Origin of the sequence: Aminobacter sp. HY435 (assembly GCF_027568395.1) — a bacterium.
Taxonomy (GTDB): Bacteria; Pseudomonadota; Alphaproteobacteria; order Rhizobiales; family Rhizobiaceae; genus Aminobacter.
Genome location: NZ_JANKZL010000011.1, coordinates 100,424 through 115,545, shown reverse-complemented (window position 1 = coordinate 115,545; position 15,122 = coordinate 100,424). Strand labels below are relative to the sequence as shown.

At 63.8% G+C, this 15,122-nt stretch carries 14 protein-coding genes; 4 read left to right on the top strand and 10 right to left on the bottom strand.

Annotated features, from left to right (window positions below):
* Positions 1-60 precede the first annotated feature (60 nt).
* The 9 genes from PCJ21_RS17275 to PCJ21_RS17235 all read right to left on the bottom strand — a co-directional run bounded on the left by PCJ21_RS17275 (position 61) and on the right by PCJ21_RS17235 (position 8,038).
* Positions 61-1,359, bottom strand: coding sequence for an ABC transporter substrate-binding protein (locus PCJ21_RS17275; RefSeq protein WP_269932661.1), 1,299 nt, complete (start codon positions 1,357-1,359; stop codon positions 61-63).
* 152 nt (positions 1,360-1,511) lie between these two features.
* On the bottom strand, positions 1,512-2,966 hold the full coding sequence (locus PCJ21_RS17270; RefSeq protein WP_442866036.1) for a hypothetical protein: 1,455 nt from the start codon (positions 2,964-2,966) through the stop codon (positions 1,512-1,514).
* A gap of 81 nt (positions 2,967-3,047) precedes the next feature.
* Positions 3,048-3,965 carry an ornithine cyclodeaminase family protein gene (locus PCJ21_RS17265; RefSeq protein WP_269932660.1) on the bottom strand — a complete coding sequence of 306 codons (918 nt, stop codon included), beginning with the start codon at positions 3,963-3,965 and terminating at the stop codon, positions 3,048-3,050.
* Entirely contained in the window at positions 3,962-4,717 is a 756-nt protein-coding gene (locus PCJ21_RS17260; RefSeq protein ID WP_269932659.1) for a sulfite exporter TauE/SafE family protein, read from the bottom strand. Before PCJ21_RS17260 ends, PCJ21_RS17265 begins: the two co-directional genes overlap by 4 nt.
* 1 nt (position 4,718) lies before the next feature.
* Positions 4,719-6,176, bottom strand: a complete 1,458-nt coding sequence (locus PCJ21_RS17255; protein WP_269932658.1) for an aldehyde dehydrogenase family protein — start codon at positions 6,174-6,176, stop codon at positions 4,719-4,721.
* 27 nt (positions 6,177-6,203) lie between these two features.
* Positions 6,204-6,497: a 2Fe-2S iron-sulfur cluster-binding protein gene (locus PCJ21_RS17250; RefSeq protein WP_269932657.1), complete on the bottom strand. Its 294-nt coding sequence runs from the start codon at positions 6,495-6,497 to the stop codon at positions 6,204-6,206.
* 59 nt (positions 6,498-6,556) lie between these two features.
* Positions 6,557-6,856 carry a ferredoxin gene (locus PCJ21_RS17245; RefSeq protein ID WP_269932656.1) on the bottom strand — a complete coding sequence of 100 codons (300 nt, stop codon included), beginning with the start codon at positions 6,854-6,856 and terminating at the stop codon, positions 6,557-6,559.
* A 103-nt stretch (positions 6,857-6,959) separates the two neighbouring features.
* On the bottom strand, positions 6,960-7,271 hold the full coding sequence (locus tag PCJ21_RS17240) for a 2Fe-2S iron-sulfur cluster-binding protein (RefSeq protein WP_269932655.1): 312 nt from the start codon (positions 7,269-7,271) through the stop codon (positions 6,960-6,962).
* Positions 7,272-7,279: 8 nt separating this feature from the next.
* The gene (locus tag PCJ21_RS17235) at positions 7,280-8,038 is read right to left on the bottom strand and encodes a TenA family transcriptional regulator (RefSeq protein ID WP_269932654.1); all 759 of its coding nucleotides are present in this window, start codon (positions 8,036-8,038) and stop codon (positions 7,280-7,282) included.
* Positions 8,039-8,207: 169 nt separating this feature from the next.
* Here PCJ21_RS17235 and PCJ21_RS17230 point away from each other — a divergent pair, with 169 nt between their 5' ends.
* The gene (locus tag PCJ21_RS17230; RefSeq protein ID WP_269932653.1) at positions 8,208-9,674 is read left to right on the top strand and encodes a gamma-glutamyltransferase family protein; all 1,467 of its coding nucleotides are present in this window, start codon (positions 8,208-8,210) and stop codon (positions 9,672-9,674) included.
* Positions 9,675-9,721: 47 nt separating this feature from the next.
* On the top strand, positions 9,722-10,486 hold the full coding sequence (locus PCJ21_RS17225; protein WP_269932652.1) for an SDR family NAD(P)-dependent oxidoreductase: 765 nt from the start codon (positions 9,722-9,724) through the stop codon (positions 10,484-10,486).
* A gap of 106 nt (positions 10,487-10,592) precedes the next feature.
* Here the strand turns inward: PCJ21_RS17225 and PCJ21_RS17220 are convergent, their stop codons facing one another.
* Entirely contained in the window at positions 10,593-11,846 is a 1,254-nt protein-coding gene (locus PCJ21_RS17220; RefSeq protein ID WP_269932651.1) for an NAD(P)/FAD-dependent oxidoreductase, read from the bottom strand.
* Between the two features lie 715 nt (positions 11,847-12,561).
* On the opposite strand from PCJ21_RS17220, the gene PCJ21_RS17215 reads away from it, so the two are divergent.
* Both PCJ21_RS17215 and PCJ21_RS17210 read left to right on the top strand, forming a co-directional pair.
* Positions 12,562-14,046 (top strand): ABC transporter substrate-binding protein, encoded by a 1,485-nt coding sequence (locus PCJ21_RS17215; protein ID WP_442866035.1) that lies wholly within the window; start codon positions 12,562-12,564, stop codon positions 14,044-14,046.
* A gap of 98 nt (positions 14,047-14,144) precedes the next feature.
* A complete protein-coding gene (locus PCJ21_RS17210; protein ID WP_269932650.1) occupies positions 14,145-15,065 on the top strand; it encodes an ABC transporter permease in 921 nt (306 codons plus the stop codon).
* Positions 15,066-15,122 lie beyond the last annotated feature (57 nt).

Sequence of the window (15,122 nt, the reverse complement as noted above, 5' to 3'; positions counted from 1 at the left end):
CCCCACCCCGGCGCTCCGCGCCGACCCTCCCCACAAGGGGGAGGGTGGGGTGCCGCACGCTCACAGCGGCTGCGTCGTGTAGTCCGCCTCGGGCTCGTACAGGCCGTCCTCGATCGAGGTGCGGTGCACGACGTTGAGCTTGCCGCCTTCGACCTTGGAGATGTTCTGGTGGCCGAAGACCTGGTGGATCTTGCCATTGAACTTCTTGTCGCCCTGCGGATGCTCGGGGCCTTCCTTGAATTCGGCCAGCGCCTCGGTCGCCTCGACCAGCTTGGCGCGGTCCTCCGGTCCCTTGTAGCCCGAATCCTCCATCGCCTTCTTGATGACGTAGAGCGTTTCCCAGCAGCCGAACATGTGGGCCGCGGTCGACACGTCCTTGGAGTCGGTCGTCGACGCACCGTTGTCGTCGATGCCGACAGCCGTTCGGTAGGCCTTCTGCGCCTCGCTGTCATTGGCCTGGGCGTAGCGCGGCGACCCCTCCCAGAAATGGCTGCCGTCGAGGAATTCGAGGCCCGGGCTGTTGATGTCGACGGCCTCGAGCGAGTCGATGAAGCCGAACAGCTGCGGTTTGTTCGAGCCGTAGAACTCGCCGAGTTCCTTGACGAAGGTCAGCACGCCCGGCCCGACCATGACGTGGTACAGCACCTCGGTGTCGGCAGGGATCTGCGGCAGGTATTTGGTAAACGAGCTCTCCGTCGGCGGGATCGGGATCTGCGCCACGACCTCGCCGCCCTGCGCCTTGATGGCGGGCGCGAAGTAGTCGCGGTGATCGTAGCCGAAGGCGTAGTCCGGATAGATCATCGTCACCTTCTTGCCGAGGTTGCCGGCAATCCACGGGGCGACGGAGGTGACCTGCGCGCGCACGTCGGTGATGCCGGGCTGGAACACCCAGCGGTTCAGCTTGCCCGAGGCGACGTGATAGCCTTCGCTGACCACGTAATAGGGGATCTTGAGCTCGCCGGCGGTCGGCGCCGAGCCGACGACGACATGCGAAAACAGCGTGCCGAAGACGATGTCGGTCTTATGCTGGGAGGCGAACTTGGCGACCACTTCGGCGCCGCGTTTGGGGTCGGTGCCGTCATCCTCGACGATGATCTCGACCGGCCGGCCGTTGATGCCACCGGCGTCGTTGATCAGCTTGACCGCGGCGGCTGTGGTCTTCTCGTACCAGCGACCATAGGCGGCACCGATGCCGGTGCGGTGCGCCTGGAACCCGATCTTGATCGGCGCCGACGACTGGGCCTGCGAATAACGCACGAAGCCGGGCGCCGCCATCAGGCCCGAGCCGGCCGCAAGACCCTTGAGCGCCGAGCGCCGGGTGATGCCTGTCTTTGCGAAAATGCGTTTGCTGTCAGTCATGCCCTGTCCCCTTGCCGTGTCAATTGACCAACGATCTTGCGGATTGGCAGCCCTTCCGCGAGGGCGAAAAATTGCATGTATACAAACTAGATCATCAATCCCACGAGGTAGCAATAGCCACTTCCCCTGGGTCAAATCGCCCCCTGTTTGAACTATCCGGCTGTTGCTGTCGAGAGCAGCCAAAGGCCAAAAACCGTGTAGCCGATCATCAGCAATGTCAGCGGCATCTGGCTCAGCGAGGCGCTCGTCGCGACCGGGTGCAGGCGCCAGGCGAGCAGGTGCGCAACGAGCACGGCCAGCACGTGACCGCCGACGATCGCCAGTGCCTGCAGGTTCCACAGCATCCACGCGGCCCCAGCGCCCATGACGATGCCGGCCTCGATCGGCATATGGGCAGTGCCGAACAGGTTCCAGCCAAGCGCGAACGGGTCCGACAGGGCGACAAGCGCATACTGGCCGTTGACCAAAAGCGAGGTCAGGTAGTGCGAGAAATGGTAGGCAAGCGCAATCGGCACGATCGACCAGACCATCAGCCCGGCGCTATGGCACAGCGGCTGGTTGCTGCGCACCAACCGTTCGCCGGCAAGGATGGCCATTAATCCGATGCCGGCCAGAATGCCGAACACGGCGACGAGGCCGAGGCTGTTGATGGCCATGAGCGCCGAACGGCCGGGCAGTTCGAGCGGATTGACGCCGTTCAGCCCGAGCCAGAGAAAGGTCTTGGAAAAGCCGTCGAAGGACACCGAGGCCAGCGCCAGCAGCAGGAACAGCGCGCCCGACGGCGGCAGCGGCTCGGCACTGACGAGCTTGGCTCCCGGCCAGCACAGCCGGAGGCGCAGGCGAGAGCCGTCCTGTTTGGCCTCGACGATGCCAAAGCGCGCGATCATCGCAAAGAACGCCGAGAGGAATTCGCCCTGCCGGCTCCAGCGGTCGAAACCGAAAGCCAGCATGGCAACAAGCGACAAGAGCCAGTAGATGCCGGCCGCCATCGCCAGACGGGCCGGATCGTCCGGCGCCGGATAGATCAGCTCGAACCAGGCGAAGGCAACAAACAGGATGAACGCCGGCCAGTAGCTCACCCGGTCCGGCAGATGGAACGGCGCTCCATTGGCACTCAGGCCAAGCAGGCGAGTGGCCAACCGATATGGCCCGTACCAAGGGTTGAGCCATGCCCAGAGATTGCCGAACAGGCCCTGCAGCAGGGTCAGCCCGACCCAGAGCAGCGTCCAGACCGTCAGCGACAGTGGATTGGACAGCGGATCGCGGCTGCCATTGAAGCCGGCGACGATCAAGGCGGCGAGCATGGTGAAGGACAGCAGGCTTACCGGCAGGCGCAGATCGGGAACCGTGCCAAGCCGGATGCGCCCGCGCCAGAAATCGCCAAGGCGCTGCGGCGGCAACAACGCCAGCACGATAAACGACGACGCCACCGCCATCGCCGCACCGGCGATGTAGTGCCCGGTGGGCAGGAGCAGGACATGGCCGCGATCCGAGGCATGTGCGAGGGCAGGGGAGATGGCCCAGCCATGTGCGACGGCAGCAGCGGCGACAGCCGTCGCCGCGCATCTGGAAATCCGGACCGATGCGCTGTTGTTTCCCCAAGCCACCAAGGAGGTTTGCCACACCCGCGACGCGGCGAAAAGGGTTGCGGGGCGGTGCTGGGGTGCGCCGGCGATGCGGCGTGGCTCTCAGCCGCCGGCAATGCGCCTGTATGCCAGACCGGCCAGGGCGATGTCCTGAAGCCCGACCCCGACCGACTTGTAGATGGTGATCTGCTCGCCTGTGGTGCGGCCCATCGACTTGCCGGCGAGGATCTTGCCGAGCTCGACGATCTTTTCCGCCGGCAGGGCCGCGGGGTCGGCCATGACCAGGTCGCCGGCTTCGCGCAGGCTCTGGTCGCGCCATTCGACGGCCACAAGAGACGCGCGCGCCATGGCACGGTCGTCAAGTTCACGCGTGTTGGGCAGACTCGAGCCGACGGCGGCAACGAAGCTGCCTGGTCTGAGCAGGTCGCCCGAAAACAGCGCGCTCGGCGAGCGCGATGCAGTGACGACGATGTCGGCCTCCGCCGCGGCTTCGGCGGCGGATGCCATGCGTGTCTCGACGCCGCAGGCGGCTTCGAGGTCGATCGCCAGTGCCGGGTCCGAGGAACGGCTCGCGAGCAGCACGCGCTTGAGCGCGAACGCCTGGGCCATCTGCACGGCGTGCGCTCGGCCGAGCGGGCCCGAGCCAAAGACCGAGAGCGTTGTGGCGCCGGCGCGCGCGAGATGTCTTGCTGCGATCACCGAGCAGCCGGCCGTTCGCAGCCTGGTGATGGCACCGGCGTCAAAGGTCGCCAGTGCTCGGCCGTCGACAGCCGAAAACAGCAGGATGACGAAGGAGAACTGACCCTTGATGGTGGTGTAGACCTTGGCGCCGACCACTTCCTGGCCGGGGATGACGGCGCCCAGCGTCGACAGCTTGACGCCACCGGCCTCGCTGCGGATGCGTGCCTGCATCGCGGCGTCGCCGTTGCCGAATTGCAGGAAGGCATCCGCCAGCACCTGTTGCGCGTCGGCAGGGCTGACCGCCGCTTCGACCATTTCGTCGGTGATGTGGATCATCATGACACCAGCGCCCGGGCGAGGATGCCGAGCGCGCCGAGCCCGGACATGGTGAGAAGCAGGATGCGCACGCCGCGCGGCGAAAAATAACGATGAAACCGTCCCGAGACGAAGAAGCCGCCCAGCATCAGCGGAAAAAGCAGAATGCCGAGCCAAAGCTGGGGCAGGGTGAACCGGTCGACATATGCCAGCATCATCAGCGACAGGATGGCGCCAGCGAAGAACACGCAGCTGATGGTCGCGCGCATCTGGCGCGGGGGCACATATTGCATGACGATGGCGAAGGGCGGCGCGCCCGAAGAGGTGATGGTGCCCATCAATCCCGAGGCGACGCCGGCCAGCGCCAGGTTTGGATGCGAGGCCTCGACCTTCCAGCCGGCGAAGCTCAAGCCGACGCCGGCAAGGATCAGCAACGCAAAGACGATCGAAAAGGCATTGGTAGGCAAAGCCGCGAGAGTGGCGCCGGCAAGCAGCGTTCCGCCGACACGTCCCACCATCAGCGTGGTGACCGACGCCCAGTCGACGGCGTCGAAATCGCGCAGCACGCCGAGCAGCGCCAGGCCAGCGCCGAGCACCAGCAGCGGCCCGGGCGCCATCTCGGGAAAGAACAGCACGGCCAGCGGCGCCGAAACCATGGCGAAGCCGAGCCCGCCTATGCCCTGCAGGAGGGCGGCAACGAAGACCATGAGCCCCATGCCGAACAGATGACCCGGCACGAAGGTGCCGGGCATCGACGACATCAGGGTCTGCAGCATGTCATGCCCCAAGATAGATGCTTTTGATGCGGCTATAGAAGTCCATGACGTTGGCGCCGCCCTGTTCCTTGGCGGCCTGGTTGCTCGAGTGCTTCAGCCCGCCGAACGGCGCGTTCAGCGACACGCCGGTTGTCGGGCTGTTGACCTTGACGATACCGTGCTGGGTTTCGCGGGCGAAGCGCAACACCGAAGGCAGGTCGTTGGTGACGAGCGAGACAGCGAGGCCATATTCGGTGTCGTCGGCGAGTGCGATCGCCTCGTCGAGGCTGTCGATCGGGCGAATGGCGACCACCGGCCCGAAGATTTCCTCGCGCCACAGGCGGCTGTTCTCAGGCAGTCCCGATACCACGGCCGGGCGGACGAAGTAGCCATGCGCCAGTGCTTCGTCGCCGCTGTCGCGCAACGCTTCGCCACCGACGACCCTGCCACCCTCCTCGCGGGCGATGGCGACATAAGACAGCACCTTGTCGTATTGCGCGCGGGTGGCGAGCGGGCCCATCTGCACGCCATCCGACGTGCCGGGGCCGACTTTGATGGCGCTGGCGCTTGCTTCCAGGCGGGCGACGAGCTGGTCATGGAGCGAGCGGGCGACCAGCACGCGGCTGGTGCCGGTGCAGGCCTGGCCAGTCAGGCCGAAGGCGCCGCGCTCGATTGTTGCAACTGCCTTGTCGATGCTGGCGTCGGCCAGGATGACGGTGGCGTTCTTGCCGCCCATTTCCAACTGGACGCGGGTGTCGGTCGACAGCGACGCCGCGATCTGCTTGCCCACCGCATAAGAGCCGGTGAAGGTCAGCGCATCGACGCCGGCTTGCGCGGTGATCGCCTGGCCGACCCTGGCGCCCTTGCCCTGCACAAGCGCGACGAGCTTTGGCGGCAATCCGGCATCGAGCAGCACTTCGACCAGGCGCTGGCCCATCAAGGGCGTGATTTCGGACGGCTTGAAGACGACGCCATTGCCAGCGGCGAGTGCCGGCCCAAGCTTGCGCGCTGCCATCGACAGCGGGAAATTCCACGGCGTGATGACGGCGACGACGCCGACCGGCTGGCGCAGCGACAGCACCATCTGTCCGCTCTCGCTGGGATAGGTCTCGCCATTGAGGCGCAGCGCCTCGCCGGCATAGAGGCGGAAGTTGGCGGCGATGCGCCTGGCCTCGTTGCGCGCCTCGTTAAGCGTCTTGCCCTCCTCGCGGGTGAGCTCGGCGGCAATCGTGTCGGCGCGCTGCGACATCAGGTCGGCGGCCTTGAACAGGACGTCGGCGCGCACCTCCGGCGACTGGGCGGCCCAGACCGGCCATGCCGAAGCGACCGACGACACCGCGGCGGCGACATCGGCGGCATCGGAGTCCGGGAAAAGCCCGATCACGTCGCGTTCGTCGGCGGGGCTGCGGTCTTCGAAGGTGGCGCCGCTGCGTGAAGGCTGCCATTCGCCGCCGATATAGTTCAGGTGTCGCTCGGTCATCGGTCGTTTGCTTTCGAAATCGTCGCGTCAGCGCGTCTTGGGCACCCAGGAAACGCTGACGTCGCCAAGCACGAAGGTCTGGCAGGCCATGCGGAAGCCGGCGGCCAGGTCCTCGGGGGTCAGGTGGTTGCGTTCCTTGGGCTTGACCGCATCGGTGTTTTCGATGCCGGTCTCGATCTTGCACTTGCAGGTGCCGCACAATCCACCGCCGCACTTGAACGGGATGCCGCCTTTTTCGCGCAGCGAGACGCGCAACAGATTGCTGTTGTCGGGCGCGGTCGCCTGCTTGCCGTCATTGGTTATGAAGGTGATGGTGATCATCGGCGCATTCGGTACAAGGTTGGCGATGCAAGGTTATGAGGCTAGCGGCTTCAAGCGCGTCAGACGCGCTTGAGCTGGATGTCCATGCTGCCGTAGGTGGTGAGCGTCTTGAGCTCGTGGCGGGCCTCCTCGACGGAGTCGAATTTCTCGAACAGCTTGGAGGGGACGTTGTTTTCGATCTGCGGCGGCTCGTCTTCGACGATGCGGATGCGGGTCTGTTCCTGGTCATTCAGCTTGGCGATCGTGAAAGACGCCCGCTTGCGGCCATAAAAGATGTAGTCATAGGTTTCGACCGCCTGCACGCCAGGGCTCATTTCGGTCCGGAATTCGCCCGGCTTGGTCGTCAGAACCACATACATAGTTTTACCTCATGCTGAGTTTGCTTGCTCGCGTCCGTGTGCGCGAACGCATCCACGGTCGGTGTCTCTTCACGCCACGCCAGCGGCGTGGCGCATCTGGGGGCTAGGCCTGCGGCTCCGTCACCTTCTCCTGGCGAAGCTCGATGTCATGCTTGATCCATAGCTGGCAGACGAGCCGGAAACCCTCGTCGATCTTGTCGCCGAGTTGCTTCTTTTCCTTCCAGTTTGGCGGCGGCAGATGCTCGGCGCCGGCGAGGATGCGGCTGGCGCAGGTGCCGCATTTCCCCATGCCGCATTTGTAGGCCAGATGCGGAAAGGGAAACTGCTTGATACCGGCGCGGACGACGAGGTTGGTGTCCTCCTTGACCTCTCCGGTATAGGCCTCGCCCTTGCTATGGATAATGACTGTCGGCATGTCTGACCTCAGACGCCGCCGATGCCGGCGAGTTCCGGCTCCATCGGCGCCACGCGCCCAAGCTTCACGTCGCCAGCGACATAGTCGTTGTAGAGCGCGGTGGTGTAGAGCAGGCGCATCTGGGCGCCGACTTCGCAGATCTTGAGGCAGCGCTGCTGCATCTCGACGGTGCGTGCGTGCTCGAGCACGATCTGGTAACCGCGCTCGCCATGGATCTCGTCGGAGACGATGTGCAGGTCGAAGAATTCGACCTCCTCGTCGGTGAAGCCGTAGCTGTCGCGCAGGGTCGGCGTCTGCTTGCGGTAGATCGACGGCACCTGCGATTCGAGGCCGACGACGAGGCCGGCAACGGCGACGATCGGGTCCTCGCGCATGGCAACCGCGTAGCACCAGCTCTGCAGTCCGCGCGTGGTCGCCGACATGTTCTCCGGATCGGTCATGCGCTCTCTAGACGTGCCGCAGGCCTCGCCGAAGCGGATCAAAAGGTCGGTGTGGCGGTCGCCGCCGATCTCTTCCTCATACATGTTGGCGAGCAGGAAGTCCTTCGCTTCGACATACTGCTCCGGCATGCGGGCATAGATGTAGCCGAGATAGTCGGCGAACGGCCCGACATAGTGGTAGTGGTTCTCGGCCCAGCGCGAGAGATGGTCGCGGCTGAGCTTGCCGCTCGCCCAGGCCAGGCTGAAGGGCGACTTGTTGGCGCTCTTGCCTTTGATGGCGTTTTCCAGCGCGGTACGAAATTCATCCGGGTTCATCGGAGCAGTCATGGCGTTCCCCTGTCGTCTCAACGGATATTCGAAATCGATTTAGAATACTGTATACCAAATTGACATGAGCGCAAGTCGCATTCTACTGTTCGAACAGTGAGAGGCTCACGGCCTCGCATACAATATTGCGCTGGCTGAAATGCCTGGGCGAGCGGAGAGGAAAAAGCCGATGACCATTTCGTCCCGGGGCATGGGTGTACGAAGCGACTCCGCGATGGTTGCGACCGGCCATCCGCTTGCGGCACACGCTGCCAAGGACATGCTGGCGTCGGGTGGTTCCGCCATCGATGCGGCGATCGCCGCGGATGCGATCCTCGGGGTCGTCGAGCCAATGGCAACCGGGATCGGCGGCGACCTGCTTGCCATGCTGGTCGAGCCCGATGGCCGAGCCATCAGCTACAATGGTACCGGGCGCTCGCCGAAGGCATTGTCGCTTGACGTTGTGGAGAAGCTCCCCAACCAGCGCATCCCGGAACGGCATGCGCTTTCTGTTACCGTGCCGGGAGCCGTGCGGGGGTGGTTCGACCTGCATGCCCGCTACGGCCGCCTGCCGATGGCCAAGCTGCTGGCTCCGGCGATCGCGCTTGCGGCGGAAGGCTTTGCTGTCCTGCCGATCACAGCGCGTGAATGGGCCGTGTTCGAACCGGTCATCAGGCTGGATCCCGCCTGCGCGGAACTTTACCGGGCCGGCGGCACGCCGCAGGCCGGCGATCAGTTCGCCAATCCGCTGCTTGCCGCGGTGTTGCGGGCCATCGCGACCGAAGGTCCCGACGCATTCTATCTCGGAGACCCGGCGCGCCACGCCGCAGCCGCCAACCAAGCCAGGGGTGGAGTGCTTTCGGCGGACGACTTCGCGGCGCACCGCGGCGATTTCACCGTGCCTCTCGAACGACAGTTTCGCGGGCTGAAGGTGCTCGAATGTCCGCCCAATACGCATGGCGTTGCCGTGCTCGATGCGCTGGAAGAACTCGACGGCCTGGCCCTCGACCGCAACGACCCAACGACGACGCTCGCAATGGTCGAAGCCGTCGGGCGTGCAATGGCCCAGGCCCAAAAGACCGTCGCCGATCCTGCGGGCAACACCGTCTGCACCGTTGTCGTCGACCGCGACGGGCTGGCGGTGACGCTGATGAGCAGCGTCTTCAAGCGCTTCGGTTCGGGCATCGCCGTGCCCGGTGGCGGCTTTGTGTTGCAGAACCGCGGATTCGGGTTTTCAGAGCCGGGCCACATCAATGGGCCCGGGCCGGCCAAGCGTCCTTATCATACGGTGGTTCCGGGGGCCGCACTCAAGGACGGGCATTTTTACGCCGGGTTTGGCGTTGTCGGCGGTGCGATGCAACCACAGGGGCATGTTCAGCTGCTTGTGCGGCTCGCTGCCTGGGGCGAAGACCTGCAGTCGGCAATCGACGCGCCACGCTGGCGGCTGGAGGGAGCCAAGGCTTTGGCCATCGAACCGGGAACGCCTGACACTATCGCCAAGGCCTTGCGCGCTGCCGGCTACACCGATCCCGTTGGGGCTGGCGAACTGGCGGGGCGCAGCGATTTCGGCGGCGCGCAATTCGTCTTGCGCGCCGAAGACGGAAGCCTTCATGGCGGCTCGGACAAACGCAAGGATGGCGTGGCTCTTGGGGCTTGAGCCGCAGCCGTCAATCATCGATCTCAAACAGCCTAGGGGGCCAGGAATTGACCACAACATTTGATCGCATCGTCCTTATCACAGGTGCCGGCAGCGGCATCGGCGCCGAGACGGCGCGACGGCTCGCAGCACCCCGAACAGGTCTGGTGCTGCACACGCGCAAGAACGCCGAGGGGCTGAAGGCGGTGGCCGAAGCCTGCCAGGCGGCAGGCGCATCCACGGAAATCGTGCTCGGCGACCTTGCCGATCCTGCGGTCCCAGCCGCGATGATTGCTGCCGCACGCGCCCGTTTCGGCCGCGTCGATCAGATCGTCAGCAATGCTGCCCAGGCGGCGCGTTCGACGCTTGCGGAGGTCCGGCCAGAGGACCTCGACCAGGCTTTCGCCACCATGCCGACCGCCCTGCTGCGCATGGTCGATGCGGCGATGGACGACCTCATATCTTCAAGCTGGTCGCGCGTGGTGGTGGTCAGCTCCTTTGTCGCCCATATCTTTGGCACGGCCGGCATTCATTTCCCTGCGACGACAGCGGCCAAGGGCGCGCTCGAGGCGTTGGCCAAATCGATGGCGGTGCAGCTCGCGCCAAGCGGCGTGACGGTCAATTGCGTCGTACCCGGCTTCACCCGAAAGGATCCGACCGGGCATTTCGCCGCTACGACCTCGGCACTGGAAAAGGCTGTTGCCGTGACCCCGACCGGGCGGCTGACCGAGCCGGCCGATGTTGCCGCTGCGATCCTGTTCCTGCTGTCGCGCGAGGCAAGGCAGATTACCGGCCAGTCACTGCATGTCGACGGCGGACTGACATTGCCCTGAGAGCGTCGGCGCGGGGGTGGAGGACGGTGCGCCTGCACGGGGCACCGACCCTGCTAGCGCGGCTCCGGCGCGAACCGAAAATCGGCTCGCCCCTCCCGCTATGTGATCAGCACCCGAACCGCGCCGGCGAGAAGGCGTCAATGGGAAACGCGGCGCGTTCGCCTTTGATGAGGCCAGCCACGATATCGCCAGTCATCGGACCGTTGGCAAAACCGATATGGCCATGCCCGAAAGCAAAGATCAGGTGCGGATGGCGGACAGCGCGACCAATCACCGGCAGGCCGTCGGGTGTCGACGGGCGACTGCCCAACCAGGGTTTTTCTTCGACCGGCGCGGTGAACCGAAGCGTCTTGCGCGCATCGGGCTCGACGCTCTCTATCTGCGTGGCGTTGCCCGGGTCGTCGGGTCGCGCCAACTCAACGCCGGACAGCAGGCGCACCTTGCCGTTCATCGGCGAGAGCACGTAGCCGCCAGCGGCATCGTATACCGGGCGACGCAGTTCGATGCCTTCGGCAAGTTCGAAATGACGATGATATCCGCGCTCGGCTGCTAGCGGAAACCGATAGCCGAGCGATCTTGCCAGTGCAGCCGAGCGCGCGCCGGCCGCGAGCACGACATGGCTGCCCTCGATCCGCTCGCCGCCGACATAGACCGCCATGCACCCATCAAGCTGCGAAATCGCATCCGCCGTGCCGGCCACGAAGGTCGCGCCCCTTGCTTCGGCAGCTTGGCGGTAGAGCTCAACCAGTTCGCCCGGGCTTTCGACGGATCCGGTGTCGGGGAAAAAGATGCCGTTCGAAAAGCGGTGGGCCAGGTGCGGTTCGAGCTGCCGGATCTCATCGTCGCCGAGACAATCGATGCGCACGCCATTTTCAGCCAGGACCTGTCGTTCCAACACGCTGCCATCGAAGGCCTGCTGGCTCCGGTAGAGCCTGAGCCAGCCGTTGCGCTTGATCAGGTGGCGGCCACCGACGAGATCGGCCAGGGCGACATGGCGGTCAAAAGCCTGTGCCACCATCGGGTTGAGCGCAGCAGCCGAACGACGCCATGCGTCCTCGTTGGCTGCGAGCAGAAAACGCGTCAGCCAGGGAAGCAGGAAGGGCAGCGAACGCAGGCGCGCCCGCACGGCGATGTCGCGGCCCATGGCATAGCGCGGCAAACGCGACCTGATGCCGGGTCCGGCCATGGGGAAGATCGAACCGCGGCTGAGTACGCCGGCATTGCCGTAGGACGCACGGCCTTCAGCTGATCCAGGGTCGACAATCGCAACTGTGCGCCCGCAAGACTGCGCTTCGAGCGCCACCGACAGCCCGACGATGCCCCCGCCGACAATGACCACGTCGAACCGCTTTTCATGCATTCTGCATTGCCTGATTTCCAACCGATTGGTTCCAACAATGCATGTTGGAGGTGTGCTGATCAAATCGCAATTGACGCCCCGAAGGCGACCAGGTCGAAAGAGATGGAAGGGGGTTGCAATGCTGCAAAGATGGAAGGGTTGCCATGCTGCCAGTCGGCGGGGTTGTCTTCTAGAAACGCGATAACAGTAATTAGGCCATTGCCATCAAGTAGCCTACGATAAGTAACAATCCAACTGGAAGTGATGGCGTTACCATCAAGTCGTCCTTGTCGGCTTGAAGCGGACGAAATGTACCGCCAATGCGTTGAAAGCTGGGCTCCGCATCCACTGTTTCGCGATGTATTGTGTGTCGGTCCGGCTCGCCAGGTCGCGCAAGCAACCCCAAACCCTCTCCATGAATGGTCATTTTTGGTATACTATATGCAAGAAATTGCCGAAACTCAAGGCGAAGTCCTGGAGTGGGTTGCCATCACTGAATGAAATTTCAGCAATCACGTTCTAATTTTTGTGCAATCTCAATGGCTTATGTGGTATTTTCGGCATCTCTGATACGCGACAGCGTCGAGGCTGGAAAAGTTGATCAACAAATGCTTGACAGTCAATTGCATACAATCCACTCTTGCCGGTGAGGGATGTGGCGACCCGCGATATCAGCGCAGCATAAGACTGCGAACATTCGCTCGTTTTTGTTGTTTTTGGCTAATGGGTGGACCAAATGAACTTACTGACGAGACTGGCAAGCAGCGCCGCCTTGGCGGCAATCATGGCGCTTTCGCCGCTTGCGGCGCAAGCTGCGGACATCACGATCGCGATCGGCTCCGAGCCGTCGACGCTCGACCCGCAGGTGCGGGACGACGGCGGCGAGCGCGCTGTCAATGACAACATCTATGAGACGCTGATGGCGCGTACGCCTGATGGCGAGCTCGTGGCCGGCCTGGCGGCGACGCCGCCGACCCAGGTCGATCCCAAGACCTGGGAGTTCAAGCTCAGGCCCGACATCAAGTTTCACAATGGCGAGGCGTTCAATGCCGACGCCGTCGTCAATAGCGTCAAGCGCGTCATCGATCCTGCCCTGAAATCGGAGCAGGCGGCCTATTTCGGAACAATTACCGGTGCCGAGAAAGTTGACGACCTGACGGTGCGGATCACCACGTCGGGCCCGGATCCGATCCTCCCGTCGCGCATGTACTGGATGAAGATGATCCCGGCGTCCTATTCGGCAGACGCCAAGTTCGCCGAAGCGCCTGTGGGGACCGGCCCCTACAAGTTTGCAAGCTGGAACCGCGGCCAGGATCTGGTGCTGGAAAAGAACGCCGATTACTGGGGTGCCCCGGCCTCCATCGACAAGGTGACGTTCCGCTTTGTCGGTGAATCGGGCACGCGCCTTTCCGGCCTGATGGCCGGCGAACTCGACGTGATCACCAATCTTCTGCCGGAGTTCGCACAGCAGGCGCCGAAATTCGCTGCCGTCAGCGGCATGGAAACCTCGGTGATCGTTCTTTCGGCTGACAACGAAGCTACCAAGGACGTGCGTGTTCGCGAGGCGATGAACCTTGCCATAGACCGGCAAGCGCTTGCCGAGAGCCTGTTCGGCGGTTACGCGAGCCCGGCCAAGGGCCAGCTCGTGAACCCGAAGGCATTTGGCTACAACAAGTCGCTGCCGGAATATAAGCACGACCTCGAAAAGGCCAAGGCGCTGGTCAAGGAGGCCGGGGCCGAGGGCAGGACCGTCCAGCTCGTGGGCGAAGCCGGCCGCTGGCTTAAGGACCGCGAACTGATCGAGGCGGTCGGCGCGTATTGGACGGAAGCGGGCCTCAAGGTCGACATTAAGATCGAGGACTTCTCGGAGTACCTCAACCAGTTGTTCGACAAGAACAAGCGGCCTGATGCGATCTTTGTCTCGAATTCGAACGAGCTGCTCGACGCCGATCGCGAGATGACCTCTGCCTATCAGAGCGGCGCCAGCTATGCATCGAACAGCGACAAGGAAATGTCGGATCAGATCAGCGCCGCCCGCGTCGAAACCGACGTCGAAAAACGCCAGGCGCTGTATGATGCCGTGACCACGAAGGCCTACGAGCAGTCGTATCTTGCCCCGCTGCTGAACCAGCAGGACATCTACGGCTTTTCCAAGCGCCTGGAATGGCAGCCCCGTGTCGACTCCAAGCTCCTCGTCAAGGAGATGAAGGTCACGGAGTAGCCTGACAACAAACGGGTTCGATACAAAAACAACAGCGAACCCGAACCGTTCCGAAGCCGGCTTGCATAGGGGGCCGGCTTCGGGCAATGGAGAGGAATATGGGTGGTTTTCTGCTCCGCCGCATCGGACAAGGCCTGCTTGTCGTCATCGGTGTGACTCTGATTGTTTTCATTGCGACCCGGATGGTCGGCGATCCGGTGAAGGTGATGTTGCCGCTGTCGGCGACCGACGCGCAGCGCGCGGCCTTTGCTCACCAAGTCGGGCTTGATCGACCGATCGGCACGCAGTTCGTCGATTTTGTCGGTGACCTGACCAGGCTCGATTTCGGAGAAAGCCTGTGGCAGCGCCGCCCGGCGCTGGACATCGTGCTGGAGAGATTGCCCAACACCTTGAAGCTCATCGGTGCGGGCCTCGGGCTGGCAATCCTGCTGTCACTTCCGCTTGGTGCGATTGCCGCGCTCAAGCCGGGTGGGTGGGTCGATCGCACGACAGTGTTCGTCGGCTTGTTCGGCCTGTCGCTGCCGCAATTCTGGTTCGGCCTGCTGCTGATCGTGTTCTTCTCGGTGACACTCGGCTGGCTGCCGACATCGGGCATGGGCGGCGCCGTCTACTACATCCTGCCGGCGATCACGCTCGCCCTGCCGTCATTGGCCCGGTTGGTCATGCTTGTCCGTTCCTCGATGATCGACGAACTCAACCAGCAATATGTCCGCACCGCACGGGCCAAGGGCTTGCGCTTCCCGCGCGTCGTGCTGGTTCATGCGATGCGCAACACGCTGGTGCCGTTCGTCACGCTTGCCGGCTGGGAGCTGATCAGCGCACTTGCGGGCTACACTGTGGTGGTCGAAACCGTCTTCGCCTGGCCCGGCCTCGGATTGACGGCGATGCAGGCCATCCAAAAGAGCGATTTGTTCTTGCTGCAGGCGATCGTGTTCACCGTCGCCGTGCTGATCGTGGTCATCAATGTCGGGCTCGACATCGTCTATAAACTCATCGACCCACGGATAAGGTTGGCTTGAAATGGCTATCCCCATGCCTGTGACGACACCTGCGGCGATCCTGCGCAACGCCGGACG

What these genes read in the sequence shown, in the direction of transcription:
- PCJ21_RS17230 (WP_269932653.1), top strand. Translation starts at nt 8,208, where the DNA reads ATGACCATTTCGTCCCGGGGCATGGGTGTACGAAGCGACTCCGCGATG.
- PCJ21_RS17215 (WP_442866035.1), top strand. Translation starts at nt 12,562, where the DNA reads ATGAACTTACTGACGAGACTGGCAAGCAGCGCCGCCTTGGCGGCAATC.
- PCJ21_RS17220 (WP_269932651.1), bottom strand. Translation starts at nt 11,846, where the DNA reads ATGCATGAAAAGCGGTTCGACGTGGTCATTGTCGGCGGGGGCATCGTC.
- PCJ21_RS17250 (WP_269932657.1), bottom strand. Translation starts at nt 6,497, where the DNA reads ATGATCACCATCACCTTCATAACCAATGACGGCAAGCAGGCGACCGCG.
- PCJ21_RS17245 (WP_269932656.1), bottom strand. Translation starts at nt 6,856, where the DNA reads ATGTATGTGGTTCTGACGACCAAGCCGGGCGAATTCCGGACCGAAATG.
- PCJ21_RS17255 (WP_269932658.1), bottom strand. Translation starts at nt 6,176, where the DNA reads ATGACCGAGCGACACCTGAACTATATCGGCGGCGAATGGCAGCCTTCA.
- PCJ21_RS17265 (WP_269932660.1), bottom strand. Translation starts at nt 3,965, where the DNA reads ATGATGATCCACATCACCGACGAAATGGTCGAAGCGGCGGTCAGCCCT.
- PCJ21_RS17210 (WP_269932650.1), top strand. Translation starts at nt 14,145, where the DNA reads ATGGGTGGTTTTCTGCTCCGCCGCATCGGACAAGGCCTGCTTGTCGTC.
- PCJ21_RS17240 (WP_269932655.1), bottom strand. Translation starts at nt 7,271, where the DNA reads ATGCCGACAGTCATTATCCATAGCAAGGGCGAGGCCTATACCGGAGAG.
- PCJ21_RS17235 (WP_269932654.1), bottom strand. Translation starts at nt 8,038, where the DNA reads ATGACTGCTCCGATGAACCCGGATGAATTTCGTACCGCGCTGGAAAAC.
- PCJ21_RS17260 (WP_269932659.1), bottom strand. Translation starts at nt 4,717, where the DNA reads ATGCTGCAGACCCTGATGTCGTCGATGCCCGGCACCTTCGTGCCGGGT.
- PCJ21_RS17275 (WP_269932661.1), bottom strand. Translation starts at nt 1,359, where the DNA reads ATGACTGACAGCAAACGCATTTTCGCAAAGACAGGCATCACCCGGCGC.